The organism is Methylomicrobium lacus LW14 (assembly GCF_000527095.1).
In the GTDB taxonomy this organism is placed as follows: domain Bacteria; phylum Pseudomonadota; class Gammaproteobacteria; order Methylococcales; family Methylomonadaceae; genus Methylomicrobium; species Methylomicrobium lacus.
Genome location: NZ_AZUN01000001.1, coordinates 3454916 through 3481013, shown reverse-complemented (window position 1 = coordinate 3481013; position 26098 = coordinate 3454916). Strand labels below are relative to the sequence as shown.

19 protein-coding genes are annotated in these 26098 nt (G+C 55.9%); 14 read left to right on the top strand and 5 right to left on the bottom strand.

What is annotated here, in order from left to right; genetic code table 11:
• The first annotated feature begins 71 nt into the window (after nt 1-71).
• From METLA_RS0116125 to METLA_RS0116115, 3 genes are all read left to right on the top strand, one after another.
• Nucleotides 72-3476, top strand: coding sequence for a tetratricopeptide repeat protein (locus METLA_RS0116125; protein WP_024299535.1), 3405 nt, complete (start codon nt 72-74; stop codon nt 3474-3476).
• A gap of 36 nt (nt 3477-3512) precedes the next feature.
• Nucleotides 3513-3785, top strand: coding sequence for a hypothetical protein (locus tag METLA_RS0116120; protein WP_024299534.1), 273 nt, complete (start codon nt 3513-3515; stop codon nt 3783-3785).
• 236 nt (nt 3786-4021) lie between these two features.
• A complete protein-coding gene (locus tag METLA_RS0116115; RefSeq protein ID WP_024299533.1) occupies nt 4022-4687 on the top strand; it encodes a Crp/Fnr family transcriptional regulator in 666 nt (221 codons plus the stop codon).
• Nucleotides 4688-4789: 102 nt separating this feature from the next.
• Here the strand turns inward: METLA_RS0116115 and METLA_RS0116110 are convergent, their stop codons facing one another.
• Together METLA_RS0116110 and METLA_RS0116105 are read right to left on the bottom strand one after the other, a co-directional pair.
• On the bottom strand, nt 4790-6649 hold the full coding sequence (locus METLA_RS0116110) for a pyruvate kinase (protein ID WP_024299532.1): 1860 nt from the start codon (nt 6647-6649) through the stop codon (nt 4790-4792).
• Between the two features lie 87 nt (nt 6650-6736).
• Entirely contained in the window at nt 6737-7597 is an 861-nt protein-coding gene (locus METLA_RS0116105) for a LysR family transcriptional regulator (protein WP_024299531.1), read from the bottom strand.
• Nucleotides 7598-7787: 190 nt separating this feature from the next.
• Here METLA_RS0116105 and METLA_RS0116100 point away from each other — a divergent pair, with 190 nt between their 5' ends.
• From METLA_RS0116100 to METLA_RS0116080, 5 genes are all read left to right on the top strand, one after another.
• Entirely contained in the window at nt 7788-8642 is an 855-nt protein-coding gene (locus METLA_RS0116100; protein WP_024299530.1) for a hypothetical protein, read from the top strand.
• 3 nt (nt 8643-8645) lie between these two features.
• Nucleotides 8646-9059 carry a hypothetical protein gene (locus METLA_RS21510; protein WP_024299529.1) on the top strand — a complete coding sequence of 138 codons (414 nt, stop codon included), beginning with the start codon at nt 8646-8648 and terminating at the stop codon, nt 9057-9059.
• Nucleotides 9060-9309: 250 nt separating this feature from the next.
• Nucleotides 9310-10893: a DHA2 family efflux MFS transporter permease subunit gene (locus METLA_RS0116090; RefSeq protein WP_024299528.1), complete on the top strand. Its 1584-nt coding sequence runs from the start codon at nt 9310-9312 to the stop codon at nt 10891-10893.
• Complete coding sequence (locus METLA_RS0116085; protein WP_024299527.1) at nt 10890-12332, top strand: efflux transporter outer membrane subunit; 1443 nt, start codon at nt 10890-10892, stop codon at nt 12330-12332. Before METLA_RS0116090 ends, METLA_RS0116085 begins: the two co-directional genes overlap by 4 nt.
• A 7-nt stretch (nt 12333-12339) precedes the next feature.
• A complete protein-coding gene (locus METLA_RS0116080) occupies nt 12340-13503 on the top strand; it encodes an HlyD/EmrA/EmrK family protein (protein WP_024299526.1) in 1164 nt (387 codons plus the stop codon).
• Nucleotides 13504-13550: 47 nt separating this feature from the next.
• Here METLA_RS0116080 and METLA_RS0116075 read toward each other — a convergent pair whose 3' ends face one another.
• Together METLA_RS0116075 and METLA_RS0116070 are read right to left on the bottom strand one after the other, a co-directional pair.
• Nucleotides 13551-14288, bottom strand: coding sequence for an HIRAN domain-containing protein (locus METLA_RS0116075; RefSeq protein ID WP_029646732.1), 738 nt, complete (start codon nt 14286-14288; stop codon nt 13551-13553).
• Nucleotides 14285-15196, bottom strand: a complete 912-nt coding sequence (locus tag METLA_RS0116070) for a HipA domain-containing protein (protein WP_024299524.1) — start codon at nt 15194-15196, stop codon at nt 14285-14287. The genes METLA_RS0116075 and METLA_RS0116070 overlap by 4 nt, the downstream gene beginning before the upstream one ends.
• A 290-nt stretch (nt 15197-15486) precedes the next feature.
• Here METLA_RS0116070 and METLA_RS0116065 point away from each other — a divergent pair, with 290 nt between their 5' ends.
• The 3 genes from METLA_RS0116065 to METLA_RS0116060 all read left to right on the top strand — a co-directional run bounded on the left by METLA_RS0116065 (nt 15487) and on the right by METLA_RS0116060 (nt 22522).
• Entirely contained in the window at nt 15487-21387 is a 5901-nt protein-coding gene (locus METLA_RS0116065) for an alpha-2-macroglobulin (RefSeq protein WP_024299523.1), read from the top strand.
• A 365-nt stretch (nt 21388-21752) separates the two neighbouring features.
• Nucleotides 21753-22079, top strand: a complete 327-nt coding sequence (locus tag METLA_RS22700; protein WP_152539461.1) for a hypothetical protein — start codon at nt 21753-21755, stop codon at nt 22077-22079.
• A 20-nt stretch (nt 22080-22099) separates the two neighbouring features.
• Nucleotides 22100-22522 carry a hypothetical protein gene (locus tag METLA_RS0116060; protein ID WP_024299522.1) on the top strand — a complete coding sequence of 141 codons (423 nt, stop codon included), beginning with the start codon at nt 22100-22102 and terminating at the stop codon, nt 22520-22522.
• A 38-nt stretch (nt 22523-22560) separates the two neighbouring features.
• Here the strand turns inward: METLA_RS0116060 and METLA_RS21030 are convergent, their stop codons facing one another.
• Nucleotides 22561-22893: a hypothetical protein gene (locus METLA_RS21030; protein ID WP_152539460.1), complete on the bottom strand. Its 333-nt coding sequence runs from the start codon at nt 22891-22893 to the stop codon at nt 22561-22563.
• A 130-nt stretch (nt 22894-23023) separates the two neighbouring features.
• Between METLA_RS21030 and METLA_RS0116055 the strand changes: the two genes are divergently transcribed.
• The 3 genes from METLA_RS0116055 to gpmI all read left to right on the top strand — a co-directional run bounded on the left by METLA_RS0116055 (nt 23024) and on the right by gpmI (nt 25501).
• Nucleotides 23024-23254 carry a hypothetical protein gene (locus METLA_RS0116055; protein ID WP_024299521.1) on the top strand — a complete coding sequence of 77 codons (231 nt, stop codon included), beginning with the start codon at nt 23024-23026 and terminating at the stop codon, nt 23252-23254.
• Nucleotides 23241-23612, top strand: a complete 372-nt coding sequence (locus METLA_RS0116050; RefSeq protein ID WP_024299520.1) for a type II toxin-antitoxin system VapC family toxin — start codon at nt 23241-23243, stop codon at nt 23610-23612. Before METLA_RS0116055 ends, METLA_RS0116050 begins: the two co-directional genes overlap by 14 nt.
• Nucleotides 23613-23827: 215 nt before the next feature.
• On the top strand, nt 23828-25501 hold the full coding sequence (gene gpmI / locus METLA_RS0116045) for a 2,3-bisphosphoglycerate-independent phosphoglycerate mutase (RefSeq protein WP_024299519.1): 1674 nt from the start codon (nt 23828-23830) through the stop codon (nt 25499-25501).
• Nucleotides 25502-26098 lie beyond the last annotated feature (597 nt).

Genomic DNA, 26098 nt, shown 5'->3' with positions numbered 1-26098 from the left:
TGTTAACCTGAACAGCGTTTGGGTTAAGGAGACCTAAAAACACGCTCCGACTTATTGCACAAGCGATTGATATGCATCGAAAAACTAAGCGTTACTCTTTGTTGCTTTTTCTGCTCGCGCCTCTCGCAGTTGAGGCCGCATCGCTGTGTTCGCAACCGATTGCCAAAGTCGTCTCCCTGCAGGGCAAAGTTAACAGACAATATCCCGGCAATCAGGCATGGGAACCGGTACACCCCGATGACATTTTTTGTCCCGGCGAAACCGTCCGCACCCAACAATGGAGTCGCGCCACGCTGGTGTTAAGCAATGAATCGCTGATTACGCTCGACCAAGGTTCCACGTTGATTTTTTCGGAACCCAAGCAAGATAGCGCGCCCTGGCTGCTGAAGTTATTGGAGGGCGTCAGCTATTTCCGCAGCCGGCAGCCGCAACAACTGGACGTGCAGACGCCGTTTATCAACGCGGTGCATGAAGGCACCGAATTTCTGGTCACGGTCGACAGCCGCCAAGCCCAGATTGCCGTATTCGACGGCCAGGTCGCGGCCACCAACGCCGCCGGCCGCATCCATATCAAAAAAGGCTATGTAGGCACGGCCTCCCAAAATCAGCCACCCCGTCTGCAAGCGCTGACCGTAACCCCGACCGATGCGGTGCAATGGGCATTGTACTATCCGCCGATCATCGATCATCGCCACTATACCGCCGCCGATCCGGTACTCGCCTCGGCGTTGGCCGCCTATCGGCTGGGCGACGTGCAGCGGGCCCTGACCCTACTGGACGGCGTCTCGATCGATACACAGAATGCTGACGTGGCGACGCTGAAAGCCTCGCTATTGCTCACGGTGGGCCGCGTCGATCAGGCATCGGCCAGCATCGAGCAAGGCCTTCGGCTGCACCATGACCCCAGCACGCTGCATGCCTTGCAGGCGGTGATTGCGGCCGCCAAAAACCAGCAAGATGCCGCGCTCGCCTTAGCGCGCAAGGCGGAAGCGCTAAATCCGAAGTCATCGGTCGCCAAAATCGCCCTTTCCTACGCCTATCAATCTCTGTTTAAAATCGAAGACGCGTTGGCCGCCACCCGGCAAGCGACACAATTGGCGCCGGAGGATGCGCTGGCCTGGGCCAGGCTCGCGGAATTACAGCTTTCGACCGGCCACCGTGAAGAGGCATTGCTGGCCGCGCAAAAAGCCGAACGCTTGAATCCGCGACTGGCCAGGACAAAGACCGTCCTCGGCTTCGCCGACCTCGCGCAAGTCGACACCGAGTCCGCAAAACAGGCTTTCGAACAGGCGCTCGCGCTGGATTCCTCCGATCCGATCGCCCGTCTGGGCCTGGGGATCGCGAAAATCCGCAAGGGAGCGCTCGAAGCCGGCACGCGCGAGCTCGAAACCGCGGTCAATCTCGACCCGAACAATGCGGTAAGCCGCAGCTATTTGGGCAAAGCCTATTATGAACTGCGCAACAAGGATTTTGCCGGCACCGAGTTGACTCTTGCCAAGGAAATGGACCCGAAAGACCCGACGCCGTGGTTTTATGATGCGATCCTGAAACAAACCATTAACCGGCCGATCGAAGCCTTGCATGACATGCAGCAAGCGATCGGTTTGAATGACAACCGGGGTGTGTATCGATCAAAATTATTGCTGGATAGCGATAGTGCCGCGCGCAGCGCCAGCCTGGGCCGTATTTACAATGACCTGGGTTTTCAGCAAAGGGGATTGCTCGAAGGCTGGAACTCGATCAACGACGATCCGAGTAATTATTCCGCGCATCGTTTGCTCGCGGATAACTATGCCGCGTTGCCGCGCCATGAAATCGCCCGATTGAGTGAACTGTTAAAAGCGCAGTTACTGCAACCTATCAACGTTACTCCCGTACAACCGCAGACTGCAGAATCCAATATCCTCATTTTGGACGGGCTCGGCTCAACCATTCCCTCATTCAATGAATACAACCCGCTGTTTACCCGTGATCGCTTTGCTTTGCAGACCTCGGGTTTCTACGGCAGTCACGATACCTTGAGTGATGAAGTCGTGCAATCGGGGGTGTGGGATAGATTCTCTTATAGTTTGGGCCAGTTCCATTACCAATCCGATGGTTATCGCACAAATAATGACCAGCAAAAGGACATTTATAACGTCTTTGCCCAGGCGGAAGTCACTAAAGACACCAACATTCAGCTCGAATTGCGCAGGATGGAGGAAGACTTTGGCGATCTGAACCAAGGTTTTTATACCGACAACTCCGACAAGTTTCCGGTAAAACGGCGCTTCGACAATATTATTAATCTTGCGCGCGCAGGCCTCCACCATCAATTTGCCGAAAATTCGGATCTGCTGTTTTCCTTTATCCATAAGCATGAAGATTTTGGCCAAAATGCGCAAGTGCCCTTCCTGACCTTCGACTCTTCCTATCAAACCGAGGGCAGGCAATATGAATTGCAACATATCTATAAACACAAGTATTTCGATATATCGACCGGAATGGATTATCTGAGCAATCAAACGGGAAAGTATTCGGAAGCGTTCAATGGAATAAGGGCCGACTATCAACTGAACAGTGAATCCGAGCATAAAGCGTTTTACGTCTATTCGAATATAAAGCCTATCGAGGAACTGATCATGACGGTCGGTTTTGCGCAAGATTTTTACCACCAAGAAAGCTTGCCGTCTGCTGTACTCGGTACTCCGTTCCCGCCGGCGGAATTGAATCGGAATCCTGCGAATCCGAAGTTCGGTTTAACCTGGTTACCGACCAAAGACACAACCCTCAGATTTGCCGCCTTCAGGTCGCTGCGCCGGGGTATCATTCAGAAACAAACCCTGGAGCCGACACAAATCGCCGGTTTCAATCAATTTTTCGATGACTTGGATGGAACCTTGTCCAACAGAATCGGCTTTGGCGTGGATCATAAGTTCAGTCAAAAGATCTTCACGGGTGCGGAGATATCACGACGTGAGCTTGATGTTCCTTTCCTGGAGGTAGAATCCACCGGTCGTAAAATTGAACGAACCCAATGGAATGAAGAACTCCTGAGAGCCTATGTCAACTGGACACCCAACGATTTTTTTTCGATGGGTGCGAATTACAGTTACGAAGCATTGAATAGAAACAATATCTATTTCGATAACCTGAAAAATAATTCGAATTTTTTTACTGAATTGAAAACCCATCGGCCGCAAATTTTTGCAAACTTTTACCACCCATCAGGTTTTATATCCAAGCTGAGCTTGACTTACGCGAATCAAGCCGGAAATTTTTTCGTCCAGAGCCTTAATACGGAGCAGCGCGACTCCTCCAAATTCTGGTTGTTGGATAGCGAAATCGGCTACCGTTTGCCGAAGCGTCACGGTTTAGTGACAGCGGGTATCAAAAACCTGCTAGATGAGAAGTTCAATTTTCAAGGGGTTGACGTAAATCAACCCGCCTTGCCACAAGGACGCTTTTTGTACAGCAGGTTGACTCTTTCGTTCTGACATTACATAACATTCGAGCTCCCAGGAAAGTAACCCATGAAAGCCTATGCCGAAATAAACAACGCCCAAACCACACCGATCAAAGACTTGATAAAGCGCCATCAACGGACAATCTTGTTGCTAGCAGCATCAGTCATCATGGTTTCTGGCCTTGTCTATGTCTATAATACCGGCACCCCCACTGAAACGTTGGCCAATCAAAATGAGCTTGGCAGCCTGACAACGGGCTGCACCTCTTACCAGTGCATAGGGAACAAGCAGTGGGTAACCAACCCCTTGACAGGCGCCAAGGAATGCCGGACTTGTTGACCGTTCGTGGATCGGTGACTGCAGCGTAGGTCAAGGCGTTTTAACGAGCCCATTACTTTAAAAATTTAAATCTGAGGGCCACTCAGCAGAGCTCTCCTTGGAAGCGAGTATACAAGGAGAAAGTGGGATCAAATGTAGCTTTCGCTGCGAATTAAGGTTAAATTAATAGTTTGTTTATTATTGTTATAGCAACGGCTTATGATCTTCTTCACATTTCAGACTCGTTAGGCTCCACCATGCAGCAAGAAGTTTTCTCAAGCCTAAAAAACATCTCCTTTCTGGCCAAGGTGCCCGACGAAGCCATTGCGACCTTGGCGACAAAGGCGAAAACGATGAAGTTTCCCAAGCAGGCGGTGATCATTTCGGAAGGCGATGAGGCCAATTCATTGTACGTGATCATTTCCGGCAAGGTGCGGGTTTATACCAGCGATGAAAAAAGCAAGGAAGTGACGCTGGGGGTGCAGGAAGCCGGTTCGTATTTCGGCGAATTGGCCCTGCTCTGCGACGAACCGCGGTCGGCGTCGGTCGAAACGCTCGAAAAGACCGTGTGCAGCATGATATCGCGGGACGATTTCAAAGTCTGGCTAGCAAGCCATCCGGAAGCTGCCTCTGAATTATTACGCGAATTGTCGGAAAAAGTGATGTACTTGACCGAACGGGTCAAACAAATGGCTTTGTCGAACGTTTATGAGCGCACGATCAAAGTCCTGCAAGACATGGCGAATCAGGAAGACGGCGTTGCGGTAATCCACAACCGCCCCACCCAACAGGAACTCGCGAACATGGTCGGTTCGTCCCGGGAGATGATCAACAAGGTCATGAAGGAATTAACCAAGGGCGGTTATATCGTGGTCCAGGATAAATCGCTCAGGATAGAAAACAAGCCGCCGGCTTCCTGGTAAAATTATCGCTTCAGACGCAACCCAGGACATTTTTGAAAGCCTGGATCGCGGCAGAAATTTCCGCTAAAAGAGTCTAATCAGCCAGCAAATAACGCTTTCCGGCTACCATTCCAGCGCCCGCAATTGCGGCGTTTTTTTATACTGATGCGCGTCCATCCGGGTCAGAATGTCGCCGAGCACGCGGATCGCATCGAGGATGTACGGTCCTTTGTTCAGCATCACGCATTCGGCGCGCACGCTCATCGCCGCATCGGTGATTTCGGGACGCGAAGTGCGGCCTTTCTTGGCCAGGGTTTCCAGCACCTGGGTCGCCCAGATCACCGGCACATGCGAGGATTCGCACAGCCACAGGATTTCTTCCTGAATCTCGGACATCTTGACGCTGCCGAGTTCAACCGCAAGATCGCCGCGCGCGATCATGATGCCGAGAGGATGCCGCGCCATCGCGGACAGAAGTATCCACGGCAAATTATCGACAGCGGCCTTGGTTTCGATCTTCGCGATGATCGGCAAATCGGCACGGCCGCACTGCTTCAATTCCTGAATCAAAACCTCCATATCCTCCGGCGAGCGCACGAACGAAAAGCCGATCATGTCCGCATGGCGGCAGACAAAATCCAGATCCTCTAAATCCTTGGCGCTGAGCGCCGGCAGATCGATCTCGGTTTCCGGAAAATTCAGGCCCTTGTCGCTGCGTATCACCACGCCGCCCTGCCCCGCTTCGGTCACCTTCAACATCGCACCGTCATCGCTGATCGACTCGACAACCGCGCCGAGTTTGCCGTCGTCGATCCAGACCGGCTGCTCCGGCCGCAATGCCGAGAACACCGCATCGCAGCTGCAGCCGATCCGCGCCGGCGTCATGATTTGCCCGTTCACGCCGTAAACGGCGGGACAACCTAATTCATCGCCACGGCTCAACAGCAAGTGGTCGCCGTTTTCGACATGGATGCTCGAAAACTTGCCGGAGAACGGCGCCAGCGGAAATTCACCGAACACTTCGAATTTGCCGTCCGCATTTGCGCGCCGCCAACTGAATTGCGTTTCGGCATGCAGATAGGTCGAACTGAAACCGTGACAAAGCCAATAATCCGGCGTCGCTTTTTCGACGACTTCGAAAAAGCGCGTCTTGTGCCGGCAGTCGCCGAAATACATCCGGTCGCCGAGGGTCAACTTTTGATGAAAATCGTCGGGAATCTGGATGATCCGGTAATCCGCACGCTGCACCTCGCTGGAGACAGGGCCAGAACCCGTCTTGCCAAGCAGGATATGAAACGGCGCGACCAACTGTCCGTAGAGGTCGCGTTTGACCTTCAAATGGATCACCGGCGGCGCCGGCTGAATCGGACCGGTGCGGATTTTATGGCCGGCCAGATCCATCAGAATCTTGCAGTGCAAGCCGGTTTCACGCTCGGCGCGCCGGATGTTTTCGAGCAGCTTGGCCCAGATCGTCTCGTTGTCATGCGCGCAGTTGATCCTGGCGCAATTCATGCCCCTGAGCAAGAGCCCCTTGACCAGGGCATAATCAAACGCCGCTTCGGTCGGCAGTGTAACCATGATCCGGACGTTGCGGTCTGACGACGGAGGTCCGAACAGATCGGCGGCATTCTGCGCGAGCAGATCGCGTCCTTTGGTAAAGTCCTCGTCATCGGCAATCACCGCATCGACATTCTCGCCGACGACCTTCGCCAACAGGCGAATCACCACGTCCAGATTGGCCAGCACACGCGACTCGCTCCGGCCCAACGAAGACAGTCCCGCCTCGGCCAGGCGCATTTGCAGAGTGCAGAGATCGCGCCGCCGCAGCGCGACATAATGGGCCAAGTTGACGGCGCTATAACTCGCGCGGTCATCCGCGAAGGATTCTCGATAAGTCTTCAGAATGCGCTCGGCCTCTTCGGTGACTTCACGGCGCAAACCCAATAAATCTTCCAGCAGTTGTTTCAACTTAGTCTCCTTCATTTGATTGCAACCGGACAAATTAGCACGAGCAAATGACAGCCCTGTGTCAAAGCCCCTCGTTCCGCACTTGCTTGCTGAACTTCATGTTCAGGCATAAGTCGTCTGCCGCTCGACCGCCGCCAACGCGCGCAGATTGCCGAGCACCTGCGTCAGCACGGGCGAGTCGGCATCCAGCGGATAGACCATATAGGCCGGCAGCTTGATCTCCGGGCTGTCCGGCACGCGATGCAAACGCTTTGCCCAGATATAAGGCTCGGCCATCCGAATCGGCAGAAAACACGAACCGCCGTTGGTCAGGATCAACTGGATGCCGAGCCAGCCGATATTGACCACTTGCGCCGGACGCTCCAGGTTCGGATAGCTGCTGCTGTGCTCGGCATAAAACGCCGGCCCCCAATCGACATAGACATAATCGTCGTCGGGCCAGGGGCTGTCCGGCCGTGTGGTCAGCAGCACCAGCGTCTCATCGAACAGATGCTCGACCTTCAGGCCCGGACTGTGCTGCGGTGTGTACATCAAGCCGATGTCGACCGTGCCTTCGATCAGCCGGCGCATCAAATCTTCCTCGAAGCCGATATCGCAACGCAGCGACACGTCGGGTAATGAATTGCGAATCTCGCCGATCCAGCGCGGCAGTATCGTCTCGCACAGCGCAATCCGCGCGCCGACCGTGATGCTGGCCCGGAAGCGGCTGGGCAGGCCGATCTCGTGTTTCGCCTGTTCCAGCGTCAACAGCATCGACTTCGCATGCTTCAAAAAGCGGCGTCCCTGCTGCGTCAAATGCGCGCCGGCTCGGTTGCGCACGAACAGGGGCACGCGCAGGTATTCCTCCAGGCGCTGGATACGCATGCTCACGGTCGATTGCGTCACATACAACCGGTTGGCCGCTTCCTGAAAGCTGCCGTTCGCGGCCACGCTCAAAAAGGTTCGGATTTGTTCGATGTCCATTGCGTTTAATATTGGATTTATCGATATTAAAGTCAAATATAAATCGTTTGTTTCATTTGTAAACTAAATCTATAGTGAGCGTCAAGATGAAAGCCCTATTTTGAAGCATTGCCTTTCTCCGACTGTCCGGGCGATTCATCGATGTGCGGGCGTAAAGCCCCGCTTTCGTAGCCCTTGTGGGAGATTCACCATGTTCAAAAAAACTGTAAAAAACTGTTGGCTCTGGCTGTTGCCGGCGCTGATCACCGGCTGCCAGACCGCCGCCACGCTCGATACGGTCAAGCTGCCGAGTGCGGCAGCCTCAACGCTCAAAACCGTGCGGATCACGTCGGTCGAAGCCCCGCCTCTGGAAGTGCTGCCCGATTTGCTCGAAACCCGGATGCCGAATTATGCGCATGAATACAATATGGTTTTGCCTGTTACCTCGCAGGAAGCGGTTTACCGGAGCCCAGGCGGCATTTTGATCGCCGGCAAGGTCGGTCACGGCGACAGCGTGGAAACGGTCGACTGGTCTAAGAACGGCTGGGCATCCGCTCAAGCCGGACAGTGGACGCCGACGCTCGAACTGTCTTCCATCGCACAAGCGCAACTGAATGCCGCGCAGATCCAAACCGAACTGAGCCCTCAGACTGCTCGCCTGCCGATCGCCGCCGGCGAACGCAATGCGAATGTCGGCCACTGGCGCGATGCGGTCGCCCGCTGGTATGCCCAAAACGCGCCGGCTTCTGTTGACCATGCCGAAGGCGCCGATGCGGTGCTGGAGATCGGTATCGGCCAATACCGTATTTTTGAAGGCCAGACTTCGCTGCAAGTCCTGATCAAATTGATCGACGCGCACAGCGGCCAAGTGCTCGCCAAGACCAGCAAGAAAACCTGGTTGACAGGCAATACGGCGCAGGCGCTGCTCTATCCCGAAGGCGAAAGATTCAAAGCGCTGGTGCGTGAAAACGGCGCGCGCCTGATGGCTGAGGCGATGCAAGACATTGGTCTGGCGCCGATGCGCGTGTCGCAACTGTCGGAGCCGGAAACGACCGCGCGGAGATAGCTCATGTACGGTTCGATAAAACAGAAGGTCGGTTTTGCAGCCGTCATGATAGGGACATTCTACCTGCTCTCCGATATGCTGCTCGATCTTTTTTTCGAGCTCCTGCATCTGTGCTTCGAGGCGCTCGAATTCACCCTCGATGTGATCATCGAACATCTATTTGATACCGGTCGTCACGCCACACAAACCGTCACCTTTTATGTAATACTGCTATTTGCGGCTTACTTCTTGTACAAGCTAAGCCGCAAATTGCCGGTGTGGCATGGTGTGATCAAAACCGAGTTGTCCGGCGTTCGCCATCAGTTCACCGCTGCGGCGGTGGATTACTGGCATACGGCTCCGGCAAGTAGCCTGGTCAAATGGTGGTCGGTATTGATGATCGGCGCGAGCATGCTGGTGTGGGGATTGTTGGCTTAAAGAATGGGTAAAAATAACGGCTTGAATATCACGAATGTAGAGGCAGCTTGAATCATCCCTGACGGCGTCAACGTTCGAGTTAAAGCAGAGCAATGGAAGTCAAAATGCGTCCTCAATAATAGCGAATCGCTATTTTATTCAATACTTACAATGCTTTACGCGGCTTGACACATCGCTCCCTCGCTCTGCGAAGGAAAGATAAACGAAACAAAACAGGTAGCCATCCTCTTCGTATGGAAAACTTCAGAGCATGAGTCTCATTTATCACAAACGCCTGCGCGGCTGGCGCTTCGTGCTGTTCAATCTGTGCCTGGGGCTCGGCCATGCGGTCGTGATTTTCAACGCCGGCGCCTATATCGCGATGCTGCCGCACGTGGCCGGCGGCCTCTCGATTCCGCCCAGTTTCGCGACCTGGACGCAGACCGATTACATGACCAGCCTGGCGCTCGGCTTTCCGATCGGCACCTGGCTTGCCAAACAGAAAGGCGAATACCGCCCTTTCGCCTGGGCCTTTTTGATCTTTGCGCTCGCCTCCGCCGCCTGCGCCTACAGCACCTCGCTGTACGCTTATCTGGCGGCGCGGATCGTGCTCGGCTTTGCCGGCGGCGTGACCCTGCCCTTGGGGCAGGCGATGATCCTGAAAGAATATCCCGACCGCCGGAAATCGATCGGCATCGGCGTCTGGAGTATTTTCACTCTGACGCCGTTCACCTTCGGCCCGCCGATCGGGGGCTGGATCGCGGACAATCTCGGCTGGCGCTGGCTGTTTATTCTCAACGTTCCGGCCGCGCTCGCGATCGGCGGCATCGTCGCCGCGCTCTTGTCACGGCGCGGCGCGAAAACCGTTTTCAGCCATTTCGACTGGGTCGGCTTCCTGCTGCTGACCGCCCTGATGGGCAGCTTTCAAACCCTCTTGAATCAGGGCAACGATTGGGACTGGACGAATTCCGGCTATATTCAAGCAGTGATCTTCACCTGCATCGCCTCACTCCTTTACTGGATCGTCTGGGAACTCGGTCATCGCCGCCCCTTCCTGGACATCAGCCTTTTTGCGCACCGCAATTTCACGATCGGCGTAGTGCTTCTCTCGGTCGGCTTCCTGTTCTTTCAGGGTCTGCTCTCTCTCTTGATCGTGCAATTGCAACTGGCGCTCGGCTATTCGTCATTCCTGGCAGGCCTGGTGTTTTTGCCGATGGCGATTTTCGCGAAACCGGTCGCGAGCATCTTTCACGAAATCGTCAAACGCTGCGACGCCCGGCCGCTCGCCTCTTGCAGCCTGCTCGGTTTTGCCGGCGTTTATTTCTGGCTCAGCCGTTTCGACGATCCGTCGTCCTTTGCCGACCTGTTCTGGCCGAAAGTGGTCGAGGGCATCTGTCTCGGCAGCTTCTTTGCGCCGCTGACCGCGCTGATGCTGCACGGGTTGCCGCCGCTGCGCCAGGTGCGCGCGGTCGAAATCGCGGGGCTGATGCGGATCTGGGCCGGCGCGATCGGCATCTCGCTGCAAATGATCGTGCTTTACCGGCGCGCGCCCTTCCACATGACGCGCACGGCCGAGACGGTCACGCCATTCGATCCGGGTTTTGACCAGACGATGGACAGTCTGGCCGACGCCGGTTTTTCCGACGCGACCGCCACTTTGCAATTCGCGAAAATCGCCAAGCAGCAAATGGCGATCCATGCGGTCAACGATGCGTTCTGGATCGGCGGCTGCGCGTTTACCGCGATGGCGCTGCTGGTCTGGCTGGCCCAGCCGACCCGACAGCCGCAGCGCGTCTCATTGACCCAGTCCTTGCGCCGGCGCGCGCTGGAACTGCTCGCGAGGGAAGAAGCATGACTGGAAAGCACTTTGGTCTTGCCGCAAGCCTCAGCATACTACTGCTGAACTCATCCTGCGCCTGGCTTCCCGAACCGGGCTCGCGCGCCGTGATGACTGCCATGCCGCGGATCGACAAGACCCTCACCCCAGTTCGGCAGCCCTCATCTCCCAAATCGGCCTGGCCCTCCGAAAGTTGGTGGCAAAGCTTCGGTTCGCCGCCATTGAATCGGCTGATCGAAACCGCGCTGAAAGACAGTCCTACCCTCAAAACGGTCGAGGCGCGGCTGCATCAGGCACAAACCCTGGTCGATTCGGAGGCCGCCGAACAGTATCCGACCGTCAGCGCGAATATCGGCTTCAGCGCCCAGCGCTATTCGGCCAACAGCGTGCAGGCCAAGCTCGCGGGCGAGCATTTCCGGCAATTGCTGATCAATCCGTTCGTGCTGCGCTATCACCTGGACCTGTGGGGCCGCGACCGGGCGGCGCTGGAGGCGGCGATCGGCAAGGCCCAGGCCGCCGAGATCGAAGTGGCCGATGCCCGCCTGCTGCTGTCGGCCGCGGTCGCCGGAACCTATTTCGATCTGGCCGCGGCCCAGGCCCGGCTCGCCGCCGCCGAAAAGATCAGCGCCGACCGCGCCGAATGGCTCAAATGGGCCGAAACGCGGCTCAACACCGGCCTTGCCTCCTCCGCCCCGTTATTGAAGGCGCGCATCGATCTGCACGACGCCAAACAGCTGGAAGCGGCCGTTCGCGCCGACATCCAATTGCAGCAAAACCGGCTCGCCGCCCTGGCCGGCAAAGGTCCCGACTGGGGACGGCAGATCGCGGCCGATCGCCCCGCATTGCCGAGCCTGCTGCCGCTGCCGAGCGACCTGCCGCTAAGCCTCCTGGCGCACCGCCCCGACGTGCAGGCCGCGCGCCTGCGCGCCGAAGCCGCGGCGAAGTTGATCGAGGTCGCGAAAACCGCGTTCTATCCCGATGTGAACCTGATATCTTTCGCAGGATTTCATAGCGTCACCCTAACCGACGTGCTGCTGCAAGGTTCGAGCCTCGCTTACGCGGTCGGCCCGTCGATCGACTTCCCGATTTTCGAAGGCGGACGCCTGCGCGCCGATCTTCAATATCAGGAAGCGGCCTATGACGAAGCGGTCGAGCGCTACAACACGCAGGTGCTGCATGCGGTGCAGGAAGTCGCCGATGTCTTGGCCAACTGGCAGAAAATCAGCGAACAGGTGCGCGAGCAGCAGCAGACGCTCGCCGCGGCGGAAGCGGCCCGGCAGCTGGCGGAAGTCGAATACCGCTCCGGCCTGAACGACCGCCGCGGCCTGATCGAAGCGAATGCGGCCGCATCCGCCCAGCGCCTAAGGCTTGCGGCCTTGGAAGGCGACTATGGCAAAACCGCCGTGCAACTCGCACGCGCCCTGGGCGGCGGCTATCTGAACAAAACGGCAGAGTAAGGATCCGATGCATAAAACGATAAGACCGAAGGAAATCATCCGCCTGCGCCAGCGCCGCCTGGCCGCGGTGACTTTGACCCTGCTGCTGGCCGGCGCCGCCGCGTTGGGCTACTGGTGGTATACGACCAGGGGCTGGGCCGCGACCGACGACGCCTTCGTGACCGGCCACCTGATTACGCTGAAAGCGCAAACCGAAGGCACGATCGTCGAAATCCTCGCCGAAAATACGCAACAGGTGCGTCAGGGCCAGGTACTGGTGCGTCTCGACGGCGTCCGCGCGCAACTGGACCTCGAACAGGCGCAGGCCGAACTCGGCGAGACGGTGCGCCGTATCGAAAAATTGACCGCCGGCATAGAAACCCTGCACCAGCGCATCGAGACCCGCCAAGCCGCCCTGAGCCAGGTGCGCCACGACCTGCAGCGCTATCTGAGCGCCTTCAAGGACGGCGCGGCCTCCGAACAGCAGGTGCAAAACGCGAAGGACAAAATCCGCGAACTGGAAGCCGCGATCAAGGAAGCCGAAGCCGAAAAAGCCGGCGTCGAAGCCGAGGTGCAGGGCGTCGGCGTCGACCAGCATCCTTCGGTAGAAAAAGCCAAAAGCAAACTGCGCCGGGCCTTCCTGGAATTCCGCCGCCGCAATATCGTCGCACCGGTCTCCGGCTACGTCGCGAAACGACGCGCGCAGATCGGCGACATGGTCAAACCCGGCGCGCCGTTGCTGGTGGTCGTGCCGCTCGACGACCTCTGGATCGAGGCGAATTTTCTCGAAAACCAGATCGCCCCCATCCGCCCCGGACAGTCCGCCGAAATCCGGATAGACGCCTATGGCGATGAACGGATCTACCACGGCCGCGTACAGGGCATCAACCCCGGCACCGGCAGCTCGTTCGCGCTGCTGCCGACCGACAACGCGACCGGCAACTTCATTCATATCGCCGAACGGGTGCCGGTCAGGATCGGCCTCGAGGTGGAAGAACTGCGCAAAAATCCCTTGCAGCCGGGGCTATCGACCCTGACCCGGATCAAGATCAGCGAAAAGGGCGGGCCGTTGCTGGCCTCGCATATCGAGACAACGGGCGAAGCGTATCGAACCGGTATCTATGACCATGAACTGGATGATGTGGAAGAGATAATCCGGAAAATTGTGTCTTTGAATCGGTTTAACGAATAGTAGCGTTGTTACCGAAATATGATTTCTCAGGAAAATACAGTTTGTATTCAGGCCGCAACCGATTCTTTTCCCAAAGGCAGGTGCTCGTCACCAGCAAACATGTCAAAACCTAAAGGTGGCGTAAAAACCGCTCGGCAAAGCAGACGGAACTGAATTGGCGCATCTTGATTGACACGTTCGACGGTTAGCTTTACATCGGTAGCATGCATTACCCCGCACAAATCCCGGCTCAAATAGCGTGGGCAATAACCGACCGTTACGGGCTCTTCTGTTTCGAGCAATAAAGCATAGCGATCGTGGGCATTATCGATTTCCCGACGCAAAATCAAATGATCGCCACTTTGTAACTGACTAATTCGTTGCAATGCCGATGAATCAAGATAACGTAAACCGTGGCTTAGGAAAAACAGCTCGACCTCTCCCCGTTCATTCATCTCAGGATGTGGATAAACGCAAAGCTCATCGGTGGCTCTCTTTCCTCCGGAACGGGCAAGCAATTGCATCGGGTCGTGTTGATCCCTTGGGTCAAGCGCAAGCCATTGCAAATATTCGGGATATTCAGGTCGGGAGCTATCTAGAATGCGGTTTGAAAACAATGGAAACAGTTCTCGTGACCAATAACTTTGGCGCAAATCGTGCATTCGGCCGAGGTATTTAAACCGCTGGGACTTTAACGCTCCTTGCGTATAGACAAAGCGGTACATGCCGTTTTCACGGCTCAAACGCCCCACAGTGTACCAATACCGGGTTTGAGGGTCTTGCCAAGCAATATAAAGCGCTTTCATGGCACTGATTCTTGTAATAACCGTTGTTTGTTTAGTTCTAAAAGAGTTAAGGCGAATTCAATCGCCGTTTCACTGATTTCCGAGCCAGGTATGCCTTCAAACATGCGTAAGCATTGCTCTTTTGATACGCTGCTTAGCATTTCCCGCCACAGTCTAGCTGATTCAGCCCCCCTTTTCGAGGCTTGAACAAAAGCTTCGACCGTAGTCATAGGCTTTTGATCACTTTTTGTTAAATAAATCGCTGAACGAGCTCTTTGCACATACTGGCTAATATGCCTACCTCGATCGCGAGTGGTTAAGCGTTCTTTGCGGCTCGCATCAGTTTCATTTTGCCCCATGGATGCGGCATGGTCGAATGTGGGTGCTAAATAAATCCGATCAAGATTGATAATCCCCCAATTTTCATGATGCCGATCTTGGTTGGCAATCCATGCATCCAGCAACAAATAACCGATAAAAACATCCAACGCACTTTGTATAGATTTCCCCGGAGGGATCCAATTTAAAGGCGGCATAACTTCTGGGCTGTTTAACAACCTGGAAATCCGCCCTAAGGTATGGTCCTTGACTTGATAGCGCTGTGATGCGGGATAGGAAGTATAAATTTCCGATAACAGTTCGTTTCCAGGCACCAGGCGTCCGTCGGGGGGCACAAGGGTTTCGGAAATGACCCCTTTTTGTCCCATCCACTCGGCTAACTCATAATGTGCATGGGGTAAGCCAAGCAATGCACACAATTCGCAAGCGACTTTTTCCGCCCAATTTTCGCCGGTATTAGGACGGCCAATTTTGAACAGATAGCGCTTGTTGTCGATATGAAGCCAATATTTGGTTTTCGTACCGAGTTGCTCCGGGAATTCCGGGGCGTTGTCATCGATTGGAATAACAGGATAGCTAAGTCGGGGCATTTTCGCTAACTTCCTTTTATAAATTATATCTAGCGTTTTCAATAAGCTTTGTGTCTTTCGTTGAAAATGGCAGCGAATAAGCAGAATTTACCGGGAAAACAGAGAGAAATTATCGAACAATTTTCTTGCTACCTGCATAGCATCCCTCCCTCATACAGCCTATCTCTGGCCATAATACAGGTTCTTGATAGTGATTAAAAACCTCTATGAAAAATTGTCTCTGAATGAATTGAATGGAGTAAAATCTCAGTTGCTTTTTTGTCGTTGTCTCTTGCTTGGAGAATGGATCGATGTCCAGACTGTTTGCGGTGTTGTCCCTACTATGGAACTATTTTTTGCTGGGCTGGCGCGCTCTGTTCGGCGTCTGGCATTGGGACAGGCCTGCCTGGGTCGAACGTTCAAGCCGCTGGTTCACGGCTCGTCTTCATTATCTCAAAGGCCATCTCTGGCAAAGCGCTTTGGCTTTGCTGCTGGCCGCGGCGGCCGGAGGCGCGAGTTGGTACGGCTATCATTGGTGGGAGACGCGGCCGCAGCCGGTCACAATCGATTTCTCGGTCGAGGCGCCGGAGCGGATGAAGATCGAGGAAAAGAACGCCAAACCGAATCCGCTGGTGATCACGTTCACGGGATCGGTGGCGCCGCTGAACCTGGCCGGCAAGGACATTGCGGGCGGCGTCACGATCAGGCCGGAGGTCAAGGGCCGCTGGCGCTGGCTGGAGGACAGGCGGCTGGAGTTACAGCCGGAGAAGGAATGGCCGGTCGGACAATCGTTTGAAGTCACCTTCGAAAAAAACCTGGTCGCGGAACACATCCTGTTGGCGCGCGACGAGTTTGCGTTTGATGCGCCGGCCTTCACCGCTACGCTCGACAAATCCGAATTTTATCAGGACCCTCTGGACCCGGCGCTGAAGAAAGCGATATTTCAGGTGCGCTTCAGTCACCCGGTCGATACCGCCTCGCTGGAAAAGGCAGTTGAATTGACGCTGGTCGGCACGAAAGATCCGAATATCAAACCCGAGAAACTCCCCTTTACCGTCAGCTACGACAAATTGGGCCTGACCGCCTTCATCCACAGCCGGCCGCTCGCGATTCCGCAGCACCCGCAGCAGGTTCGTTTCCTGTTGCAGCCGGGCGTCAAGGCCAAGGGCTCGGAGGCGGAAACTCCGTCCGAGTTGCAAAGCGAAACGCGCGTGCCGGGGCTTTTTGACGAGCAGATGATCGAAGCCATGCAGTTGACCGTCGCGCCGAACCTCCAGTCCGGCCAGCAGGAGCAGATCCTGGTCGTGAATACTTCGGTGCCGATTCATGAGCGGGAGGTCGCCAAGGCGGTCGAGGCCTGGCTCCTGCCCGAATTTGATCCGAAGACGCCGGAAGAGGAACGCGATCACCCGGCTTATTGGTCCGCCGACCAGGTCACCGCCGACATTCTGAAAACAGCCCCGCGCGTCGATCTGCATGCGATCCCGGCCGAAAACGAATACGGCACGACGCATGCGTTCCGCTTCGATGCCGATGTCGGCCGTTATCTGTATGTCAGGGTTTCGAAGGACCTGCGCTCTTTCGGCGGCTATCAACTGCCGAAGCCGGTCCACCAAGCGCTGCAAGTACCCGAGTTTCCGAAGGAACTGCACATCATGGGCGAAGGCTCGCTGTTGACCTTGAGCGGCGAAAAGAAGATCGCCGTGATGACGCGCGACGTGCCGGGCCTGAAAGTCGAACTGGGCCGGCTGTTGCCGGACCAGTTGCAGCACCTGATCACGCAGACCTCCGGCGATTTCTCGCACCCCGAATTCAACGGCGATGTCGGCCAGGACAACCTGACCGAGCGATTCGAACTGAAATTGCCTTTGGACGAGAGTGCCCAGGGCAAGCCGCATTATCAGGCGGTCGACTTGAAAAATTATCTGGTCAATGCGGAAGGCCAGCCGAAACGCGGCATCTTCCTGCTGACCGCGAAAGGTTACGATCCGGCCAAAGCCAAGGAAGACGAAGCATCGGACGATGATGCCGAAGATGATGAAGACGATTCCGGTCAGCCGGAAGAGAAGCGCCTGGTCTTGGTGACCGACCTCGGCATGATCGTGAAGACCGAACTCGACGGCTCGCAGGTCGTCTTCGTACAATCGATTCAGACCGGCGCGCCGCAGCAAGGCGTCGAAGTCTCGGTGATCGGCAAGAACGGCCTGACCCTGATGAAAGGCCAGACCGATGCGGACGGGAAATATCGTTTCTCGAAACTCGCGGGACTGGAGCGCGAACGCGAACCGGTGCTGTACCTGGCCTCCTATCAAGGCGACAGCAGCTTCCTGCCGCTCGGCCGGGACGACCGCGACCTGAATTTTTCGCGCTTCGATATCGGCGGCGCGGCCAATGCGCTTGACGCGGGCGAGCTCAGCGCCTACCTGTTCTCGGACCGCGGCATCTACCGGCCCGGCGACGAATTTCACATCGGCATGATGGTGAAAGCAGAGAAATGGGATACGCCTCTCGCCGGCCTGCCGCTGGAAGCCGAAATCCTCGACCCGCGCGGCCTTGCGGTCAAAAAAGCCAAATTGAACCTCGGCCAGGGCGGCTTCAACGAACTCGCGCACGAGACGCTCGAAAGCTCGCCGACCGGCATCTATACGGTCAATCTCTACACGGTCAAGAACAACAAGTCGGACAAGCATCTCGGCTCGGTTTCGGTCAAGGTCGAGGAGTTCCAACCCGATAGGATGAAGGCGGCGATCCGCTTTTCGAAGCCGGTCACCGAGGGCTGGCTGCATCCGAAGGATTTGCAGGCGACCGTGAACGTGCAGAATCTGTACGGCGCGCCGGCCGAAGACCGCACCGTCGAGGCCAGCCTGACCTTGAGCCCGCGCCTGCCGGAATTCCCCCGCTTCAAGGATTACCGTTTCCACGACCCGCATTTTGCAGAGCAAGGTTACGATCAGGGCCTGAATCCGGCCCAGACCGACGCGGACGGCAATGCGGTCTTCAACCTCGGCCTCGAAAACTACGCGAAGGCGACCTACAAGCTGCATTTGCTCGCGCGCGCGTTCGAAGCGAAAGGCGGGCGCAGCGTCGCGGCCGAGGCGGATATCCTGGTCTCCGACCTGCCCTATCTGATCGGCTACAAGGCCGACGGCGGGCTCGATTTCGTCGCCCGCGATGCGAAGCGCAACGTCGAACTGATCGCGATCGATCCGAATTTACAGAAAACCGCAGTCGACACGCTGACGCTCGAACTGATCGAGCGCAAGGCATTATCGGTGTTGATCCGCCAGCAGGACGGCACCTACCGCTACGAGTCGCGGATCAAGGAAATCAGCCTGAACAAATCCCCGCTGGCCCTGCCGAAGGAAGGCTATATACTGGCGCTCGACAGCACCACGCCGGGCGACTATGTCTATCAGGTGCGCAACGCGGAGGGCGCGGTACTGTCCAAAATCGCCTACAGCGTCGCAGGGCTCGGCAACGTGTCCCGAACTTTGGACCGCAATGCGGAACTGCAACTGACCCTAGACAAATCGACTTACGAGCCCGGCGAGACGATCAAACTGAATATCCGCGCGCCCTATACCGGCTCGGGGCTGATCACGATCGAGCGCGACAAGGTCTATGCGAGCGCCTGGTTCCATGCCGACACGCAATCGAGCGTGCAAACGATCGAAGTGCCGCCGGATTTGGTCGGCAACGGCTATGTGTCGGTGCAATTCATTCGCGATCCGGGCTCCGACGAGATTTTCATGAGCCCTCTGTCTTATGGCGTCGCGCCGTTCAAGGTCAGCCTGGTCCCGCATACGCAGCCGTTGACGATTCAAGCCCCGGAGCGGATCAAGCCCGGCGAGACCTTACCGATAAAGCTGACCAGCGAAGGCCCGGCGCGGGTGGTCGTGTTCGCGGTCGATGAAGGCATCCTGCAGGTCGCGCGCTACAAGAATCCCGATCCGCTCGGCCATTTCTTCCGCAAGCGCCAGCTCGAAGTCAAGACCGCGCAGATTCTCGATCTGATCCTGCCCGAATTTAAAAAACTGCTGCAAGCCTCCGCGCCCGGCGGCGACGGCGAGGAAGAGGAAGCCGCGTCCTATCTGAACCCGTTTAAGCGCAAACGCGACAAGCCGGCCGTGTATTGGTCCGGCATCGTCGACATCGACGGCGAGAAAACATTCAGCTACGAAGTGCCCGAGACGTTCAACGGCGCGATGAAGATTTTCGCGGTCGCGGTCGGCGACCTGAGGATCGCCAGCGCGGCCGGCAGTACCCAGGTGCGCGGCGACCTGATCATCACGCCGAATGTGCCGGCGATGATCGCGCCGGGCGACGCATTCACGGTCAGCACCGGCATCGCCAATCATGTCGAGGGCAGCGGCGCGAAAGCCGAGGTCAAAGTCGCGCTGACCGTGCCGCCGCAATTGCAGGTCAAGGGCGGCGCCGAACAGACGCTCACGATCGCCGAAGGCCATGAAGGCGCCGCGACCTTCACCTTGCAGGCCAAGGCGGGCATGGCGGCTCTGCTCGGCGATGCCGAATTGCGCTTTAGCGCGACAAGCGGCGGCAAGTCGGCCAAATTGAGCAGCCACCTGAGTCTGCGTCCGGCCGTGCCGAAAATGGCCAACCTCAGGCTCGGCACGTTCAAGGGAAAACAGGAAATTACCGGCCTGCGCCAGATGTATCCCGAATACCGCAAGGTCAGCGCCGGGCTGTCGGTGCTGCCGTTGGTCGCGATGCCGGGGCTCTCCGCCTATCTGGACAATTTCAGCCACTACTGCACCGAGCAGTTGACCAGCAAGGCGATACCGGGCATCGTGCTGCACAAACGCCCCGAGTTTGCGGAGAAGCCGGAGCCCGGCGATACCGGCAGCGATTTGTTGAAACTGTTTTCGGTGCTGCGCACCCGCCAGAACAGCGAGGGCGGCTTCGGCCTGTGGACCGCATCGCCCGAGGCGCATGAATTCGCGTCGGTCTATGCGACCCACATGCTGCTCGAAGCCTCCGCGAACGGCTTTCCGGTTCCCGCCGACATGCTGCAACACAGTTTGAATTACCTGCAAACCCTGTCGGCCAGTCCGTCAGAGGATCTGGACGGCCTGCGCGCTCGCGCCTATGCCGCGTATTTGCTGACCCGCCAGGGCACCGTCACGACCGCGGCGCTGACCGGGATTCGGGAAGCGTTGCGGGCGAATCATCGGGAGGAGGAATGGCAAAACGATCTGGTCGCGGTCTATCTCGCGGCCAGCTATCAGCTGTTGCAGCAGCCGTCCGTCGCCGACGAGCTGATCAAGGTTCCCGCCGAAAAGCTGGGTAAATTCGCCGGGGAGTTCGATTTCGCCGAGTATTACGATCCGTTGATTTATCAAAGTCAGACGCTCTATGTGCTGGCGAAGCATTTCCCGGACCGGCTCCGGAAAATGCCGACCTCGCTGTTCGAAGCGATCGGCAAGCAGTTACAGGAAGACCGTTTCAACACGCTGTCCTCGGCTTATCTGCTGCTGGCCTTCGACGCCTATCTGGAGGTGCTGCCGCCCGAAATCGCCCAGAAACTGTCGATTACCGCGATCGACGACTCAGGCCAACACAAATCCTTGCCGCTGCCGCAAAACTTCGCACCGCGCGCGGCGTTTCCGGCCGACACGGCCGAGCTCGAATTCGCCGGCGACGGCAGTCTTCCGCTGTATTACGCGGTTGCCGAATCGGGCTTCGATTTACAGCCGCCGACCGCCGAGGTGCGCAACGGCTTCGAAATCATCCGAAACTACCTGGACGACGACGGCAAGCCGCTCGATAAAATTCCGCTGGGGGCGGAAGTCACGGTCCTGATCCGGGTGCGGGCGATCGACCGCGAATCTATCGCCAATGTCGCGATCGTCGATTTGCTGCCCGGCGGTTTTGAAGCGGTGCTGCAAAATCCTGCCGCCAAGGAGCAGACCAATTCTGAGGAAGACGGCGAGAGCGAGGAAAATTTCGCGCGCTGGCAGGATAGGCTCAAAACCGGCGGCAACTGGACAGCCGATTATGTCGATGTGCGCGAGGACCGGGTTCTCCTGTACGGTACGGTCAGCACCGAGATGGCCGAGTACCGTTACCGCGCCAAGGCGACCGCCGGAGGTGTTTTCAATGTGCCGCCGGTTTATGCCGAAGCGATGTATGTGCCGACGTTGCGAGCGCATTCCGGCGCGGGTACGGTGCGGGTTGATGAAAAAGGACCGTAGGGCGGATTCGCGTTAGCAATCCGCCGAGAACGGGTACATGCTTCGAAATGGCGGATTGCCTTCGGCGAATCCGCCCTACAGCTCTAAGGCCAATAGCATCCCAACAAAACAATCCAACCGGCACTTGCCCCAATCTAAATGTCCTTTTAGAATCACTCTCAGTCCATCGCTCAATTCCATTTCACCTCCTGTTTGGTCGCAAGAGAGTGAAACCGATTAGCGATGGACTTTCAAGCTCCTTATTTTCCCTTCTTGTAAATCAATAGTTTAGGTTTTTTGTCGTGTACAGAGGGAACGAGATAGACCCGCCTGGTCCTCATGCTTATGATTATAAATACACTTATTGCAATAATTGTTCTGCGTCAATGATTGCTAATATTTCAAATTATTCTTCTGTGCCTTTTAATACAGATCCGGCTCAAGGGCCTATTAACCTGTCTGGCAACAACCCAATTATTCATACTTTTGATGGCACGACTTGGGTAAATGCAACCCAACTCGGTCATATTTTTGATGGGCGAGTCGTCGGCACCACGTCGACAGCGGTGAATAGCGATGTAAGCGTAGATGTGCGGGGAACGGGCAATGGCTTTGCCCCTCGTTTAAACAATGTAATAGGTGCAGTTCTATTTGGTGTTGTGTTGCCAGTGGAGACTTACATCAATGTTAAATATAATGAATGGACACAATAACGTATGGGTAGCCAAAATTTATGAATCTTCGTTTGATATATTTGTGCTTTATTTTGTTGGCTGAGGTAGGTTGTAAGGCCGATAATAGGCAATTTGCTTTCAGCTTTGAGGTTTATACGACCAAAGAAACAAGATATGAAGTCGTTTCTTTAGTCGAAAAATTTGCGTTACGAGAACACCTTATTCAATCGAGAAACTATAGAATTCCGACGCCTGATGAACCAAGCGTTTCAATTAACTTTCTTGATGAGGCGCAAAAAATTGCCTGGATGTTTGTTGATAATGGAAATTTGAAAAATAAAGATCATGTGGAAGTTCAAATTTATCCGCTGTCTGAGACGGAAACGTGTGAGATTTGTAGGAAATTCGAAGCCAGTGATGAAATGAAGAAAATTCAGGAAAAATTTGAAATTAAACATGTCGTAAAAAACGGCAAGTGGTGAAAATATTGTCAATCGTTACGTTAATAAGCTGTTGAAAATTAAAAACCTTCCCCGCTTTGGGTAATAAAAGGACCGTAGCCGTAAGAGCAACAGCGAAACCCATCAATTGTAGGACGGCTTCGCGCCCGCAATCGACCGTCATCGAAGCCAATAAATCCGAATTTTTCACAGATCAAGACGAACGAATGTTTTCCATCTTTTCCCTTCTTTGCAACTTCGCCAAAGGCGGTTTGCTCGGCAAATGCTCCAGCGCCGCCTAAAGCGCCTACTGTTGGTTCCCTACCCTCTGCGTCTATACCGTCGTGATGCGAAACCGCTCTACGGCCAACACATGGTAAAATAAGCCCGGTAGGGTGGGCAAACAGCTTCATCGTTTGCCCACCATTTGCAGCAAAGTCGGTGGGCAGCTTAGCGCTGCCCACCCTACTTGGCTACTTGGCTACTTGGCTACCGCGCTGCAATCAGACGGGCAGACGTGGCTATCAACAAAAGGAAACAATCATGATGACATTAGAGTTAGACGACGAAACCGCCAGACTCTTGGCGCAACTGGCTGAGCAGGAACACATCGGCGCGGCGCAAGTAATCAAGAATGCCTTGACTGAACATGCGAGCGCCAAACGAACCAAGGACGTACTGATAACCGACTTCGCCGGCGTATTGGCGAACTCCCCATCGTTCCAAGGCGATCCGCTCGAAATTCAAAAGGCGATGCGCGATGAATGGGATTAAGTATTTGCCGGATACTAATATCATCATCGGTTTGTTAAAAGGCCGGGAATCCGCGGTTAAGGCGTTGGAAGGAATCAGCATAACCGATTGCGGGTACAGTGCCATAACCCGCATGGAGTTGCTTGGTTTCCACAGCATTACGGCAGAGGAAGAGCGCGCAATTCATAATCTGCTCGATCGGATGGCGCATTTAAGCCTCACGCCATTGATCGAGGATATGACCATTCAAATCAGGCGCCAGCACCGGATAAAACTGCCCGATGCGATCATTGCCGCGACCGCGAAAACTCATGGCGTGACCTTGCTGACGCTGGATAAGGAGTTGATCAAAAAGACTTTAGATACGGAACAATCATGAAAATAACTGTATTTTTGCCAGTACAATCGTCTAGCCTGATTGATGAGGCAACCATCAGATCAATCCGAAGAGCAACCCGTAAGATGGGCAAATTGTAGTATGGGTACGACTGCATGGGTGCAGGAGGTAGAGCAACGCGTGGTAAAATAGGCGCTTGATCGCCCCAGCGGCTCACTTTTATTCATTCCGCTTATTTTTTACTCCCTCGAAACCCTATGAAATTAGAAAAATCTTCCCGCTTTTCCGCTTGTCCAGGTCCCGTCGTCACTATCGTGCTCGACGGCGTGGGCATTTCTCCGCGCGAGGACGGCGATGCGGTCAAATCCGCGCGCACCCCGACGCTGGACCGTCTGATGGCGACCTATCCGATGACCACCTTGCTCGCGCACGGCACCGCGGTCGGCATGCCCAGCGACGAGGACATGGGCAATAGCGAAGTCGGCCACAACGCGATCGGCGCGGGGCGCGTGTTTGCCCAGGGCGCCAAACTGGTGGCGGAATCGATCGCCACAGGCCACTTGTGGCAAGGCCATGCCTGGCGCGAAGTCGTGGCTGCCGCCAAACACGGCGGCACCCTGCATTTTCTCGGCCTGTTCTCCGACGGCAACGTCCATTCCCATATCGACCATCTGCGTGCGATGCTGGAGCAAGCCAAGCAAGAAGGCGTGTCGAAGGTGCGGATTCACATTCTGTTGGACGGCCGCGACGTGGGCGAGACCTCCGCGCTCGATTATGTCGATCCGTTCGAGGCCTATCTGGAGCAACTGCGCGGCCCCGGCTTCGATGTCGCGATCGCCTCAGGCGGCGGCCGCATGACCATCACGATGGACCGCTACGAAGCGGATTGGGCGATGGTGCAGCGCGGCTGGGACATCCACGTACAAGGCAAAGGCCGGCCATTCGCCAGCGCCCATGAGGCGATCGTCACCTACCGCGACGAACTCAGCGTGATCGACCAGGATTTGCCCGGCTTCGTGATCGCAAAGGACGGCGAACCGGTGGGACCGATCGAGGACGGCGATGCGGTGGTGTTCTTCAATTTCCGCGGCGACCGCGCCATCGAAATTTCGCGCGCCTTCACCGAAGAGCATTTCACCCCGTTCGACCGCGGCCCGTTGCCGAAAGTCACCTATGCCGGCATGATGCAGTACGACGGCGACACCCATCTGCCGCCGCGCTTTCTGGTGCAACCTCCCGCCATCGAGCGGACCATGGGCGAATACCTGGCCAAAAACGGCATTTCGCAATATGCGATCAGCGAAACCCAGAAATTCGGCCACGTCACTTATTTCTGGAACGGCAACCGCTCCGGCAAATTCGACGACGCATTGGAGACCTATGTCGAAATTCCGAGCGACAACGTGCCGTTCGAACAACGCCCGTGGATGAAATGCGCCGAGATCACCGACGACCTGATCAAAGCGGTTCGCAGCGGCAAATACCGCTACCTGCGCGTCAATTACGCCAACGGCGACATGGTTGGCCATACCGGCAATTTCGAGGCGGCGGTGACTGCGATGCAGAGCCTGGACTTGCAGTTGGCGCGTTTGATTCCGGCCATTTTGGCGGCGCAAGGCACGGCGATCATCACCGCCGACCACGGCAACGCCGACGAAATGTACGAACTCGACAAAAAAGGCAACGTGAAACGCAATGCGGAAGGCCGCACCAAGGCCAAGACCTCGCACACCTTGAATCCGGTGCCGTTCGTATTGATTTCCGGGGCGGCGAATCCGGGCTATAAACTGCGCCAGGATGTGCCGGCACCCGGCCTGTCGAATCTGGCCGCGACCGTGCTGAATCTGCTTGGCTTCGAGGCTCCGGACGATTACGACGCAAGCCTGATCGAAAGCCCGCCCGTGCATGCTGCGGCATGTCGGGCATCCTAAGCGGGACGGGTTTGCAACCCCGTCCCAAACGTTTAAAGACTGTCCGCACACACAAATCAGCCCATGTACCCAAGTCCGTTGAAACATTACGGACGGGATGCATATCCCGTCCGGCTTCGGGCTCCGGAACAACACCCACCTTCAGATAACGGTTTTTTACAGCGCCGTTTAATGCGGGATCGGCAGGAATAACTAAGCGGGACGGGGTTTGCAACCCCGTCCCAAACGCTTGAAGACTGTTCGCACGCACAAATCATCCCGTATGTTCAAGCCCTTTGAAACATTACGGACGGGATGCATATCCCATCCGGCGCCGATTACTGCTGACTCGCAACACCCTCATTTTTGCGTCCGTTGCCCTCGGCAATGACTGCGCTTGCCAAGAAAACCGTAAATTTTTTTCAATATTATTAGCAACATAGAAAATGCGCTAGCCAATTCCCAAAAAACATCTTGTGATTGAATGAGTTAATTTTTAGTCAGCATAGCTCATGAGTTAACACCAAACAAACTTCGAATCGATACCGTAATTGGTACCGGAATATATTCTGTGAACCTGCTCACATTTTTAATGCATCGACCGGCAAACCTTAAGAT

Bases quoted from the DNA above. Each gene is read 5' to 3' on its own strand.
- METLA_RS0116090 (WP_024299528.1), top strand. From the start codon at position 9,310: ATGAGTCTCATTTATCACAAACGCCTGCGCGGCTGGCGCTTCGTGCTG.
- METLA_RS0116085 (WP_024299527.1), top strand. From the start codon at position 10,890: ATGACTGGAAAGCACTTTGGTCTTGCCGCAAGCCTCAGCATACTACTG.
- METLA_RS0116050 (WP_024299520.1), top strand. From the start codon at position 23,241: ATGAATGGGATTAAGTATTTGCCGGATACTAATATCATCATCGGTTTG.
- METLA_RS0116120 (WP_024299534.1), top strand. From the start codon at position 3,513: ATGAAAGCCTATGCCGAAATAAACAACGCCCAAACCACACCGATCAAA.
- METLA_RS0116060 (WP_024299522.1), top strand. From the start codon at position 22,100: ATGAATCTTCGTTTGATATATTTGTGCTTTATTTTGTTGGCTGAGGTA.
- METLA_RS0116110 (WP_024299532.1), bottom strand. From the start codon at position 6,649: ATGAAGGAGACTAAGTTGAAACAACTGCTGGAAGATTTATTGGGTTTG.
- METLA_RS0116105 (WP_024299531.1), bottom strand. From the start codon at position 7,597: ATGGACATCGAACAAATCCGAACCTTTTTGAGCGTGGCCGCGAACGGC.
- METLA_RS0116070 (WP_024299524.1), bottom strand. From the start codon at position 15,196: ATGCCCCGACTTAGCTATCCTGTTATTCCAATCGATGACAACGCCCCG.
- METLA_RS0116125 (WP_024299535.1), top strand. From the start codon at position 72: ATGCATCGAAAAACTAAGCGTTACTCTTTGTTGCTTTTTCTGCTCGCG.
- METLA_RS21510 (WP_024299529.1), top strand. From the start codon at position 8,646: ATGTACGGTTCGATAAAACAGAAGGTCGGTTTTGCAGCCGTCATGATA.
- METLA_RS21030 (WP_152539460.1), bottom strand. From the start codon at position 22,893: ATGAAGCTGTTTGCCCACCCTACCGGGCTTATTTTACCATGTGTTGGC.
- METLA_RS0116065 (WP_024299523.1), top strand. From the start codon at position 15,487: ATGTCCAGACTGTTTGCGGTGTTGTCCCTACTATGGAACTATTTTTTG.
- METLA_RS22700 (WP_152539461.1), top strand. From the start codon at position 21,753: ATGATTGCTAATATTTCAAATTATTCTTCTGTGCCTTTTAATACAGAT.
- METLA_RS0116075 (WP_029646732.1), bottom strand. From the start codon at position 14,288: ATGAAAGCGCTTTATATTGCTTGGCAAGACCCTCAAACCCGGTATTGG.
- METLA_RS0116080 (WP_024299526.1), top strand. From the start codon at position 12,340: ATGCATAAAACGATAAGACCGAAGGAAATCATCCGCCTGCGCCAGCGC.
- METLA_RS0116100 (WP_024299530.1), top strand. From the start codon at position 7,788: ATGTTCAAAAAAACTGTAAAAAACTGTTGGCTCTGGCTGTTGCCGGCG.
- gpmI (WP_024299519.1), top strand. From the start codon at position 23,828: ATGAAATTAGAAAAATCTTCCCGCTTTTCCGCTTGTCCAGGTCCCGTC.
- METLA_RS0116055 (WP_024299521.1), top strand. From the start codon at position 23,024: ATGATGACATTAGAGTTAGACGACGAAACCGCCAGACTCTTGGCGCAA.
- METLA_RS0116115 (WP_024299533.1), top strand. From the start codon at position 4,022: ATGCAGCAAGAAGTTTTCTCAAGCCTAAAAAACATCTCCTTTCTGGCC.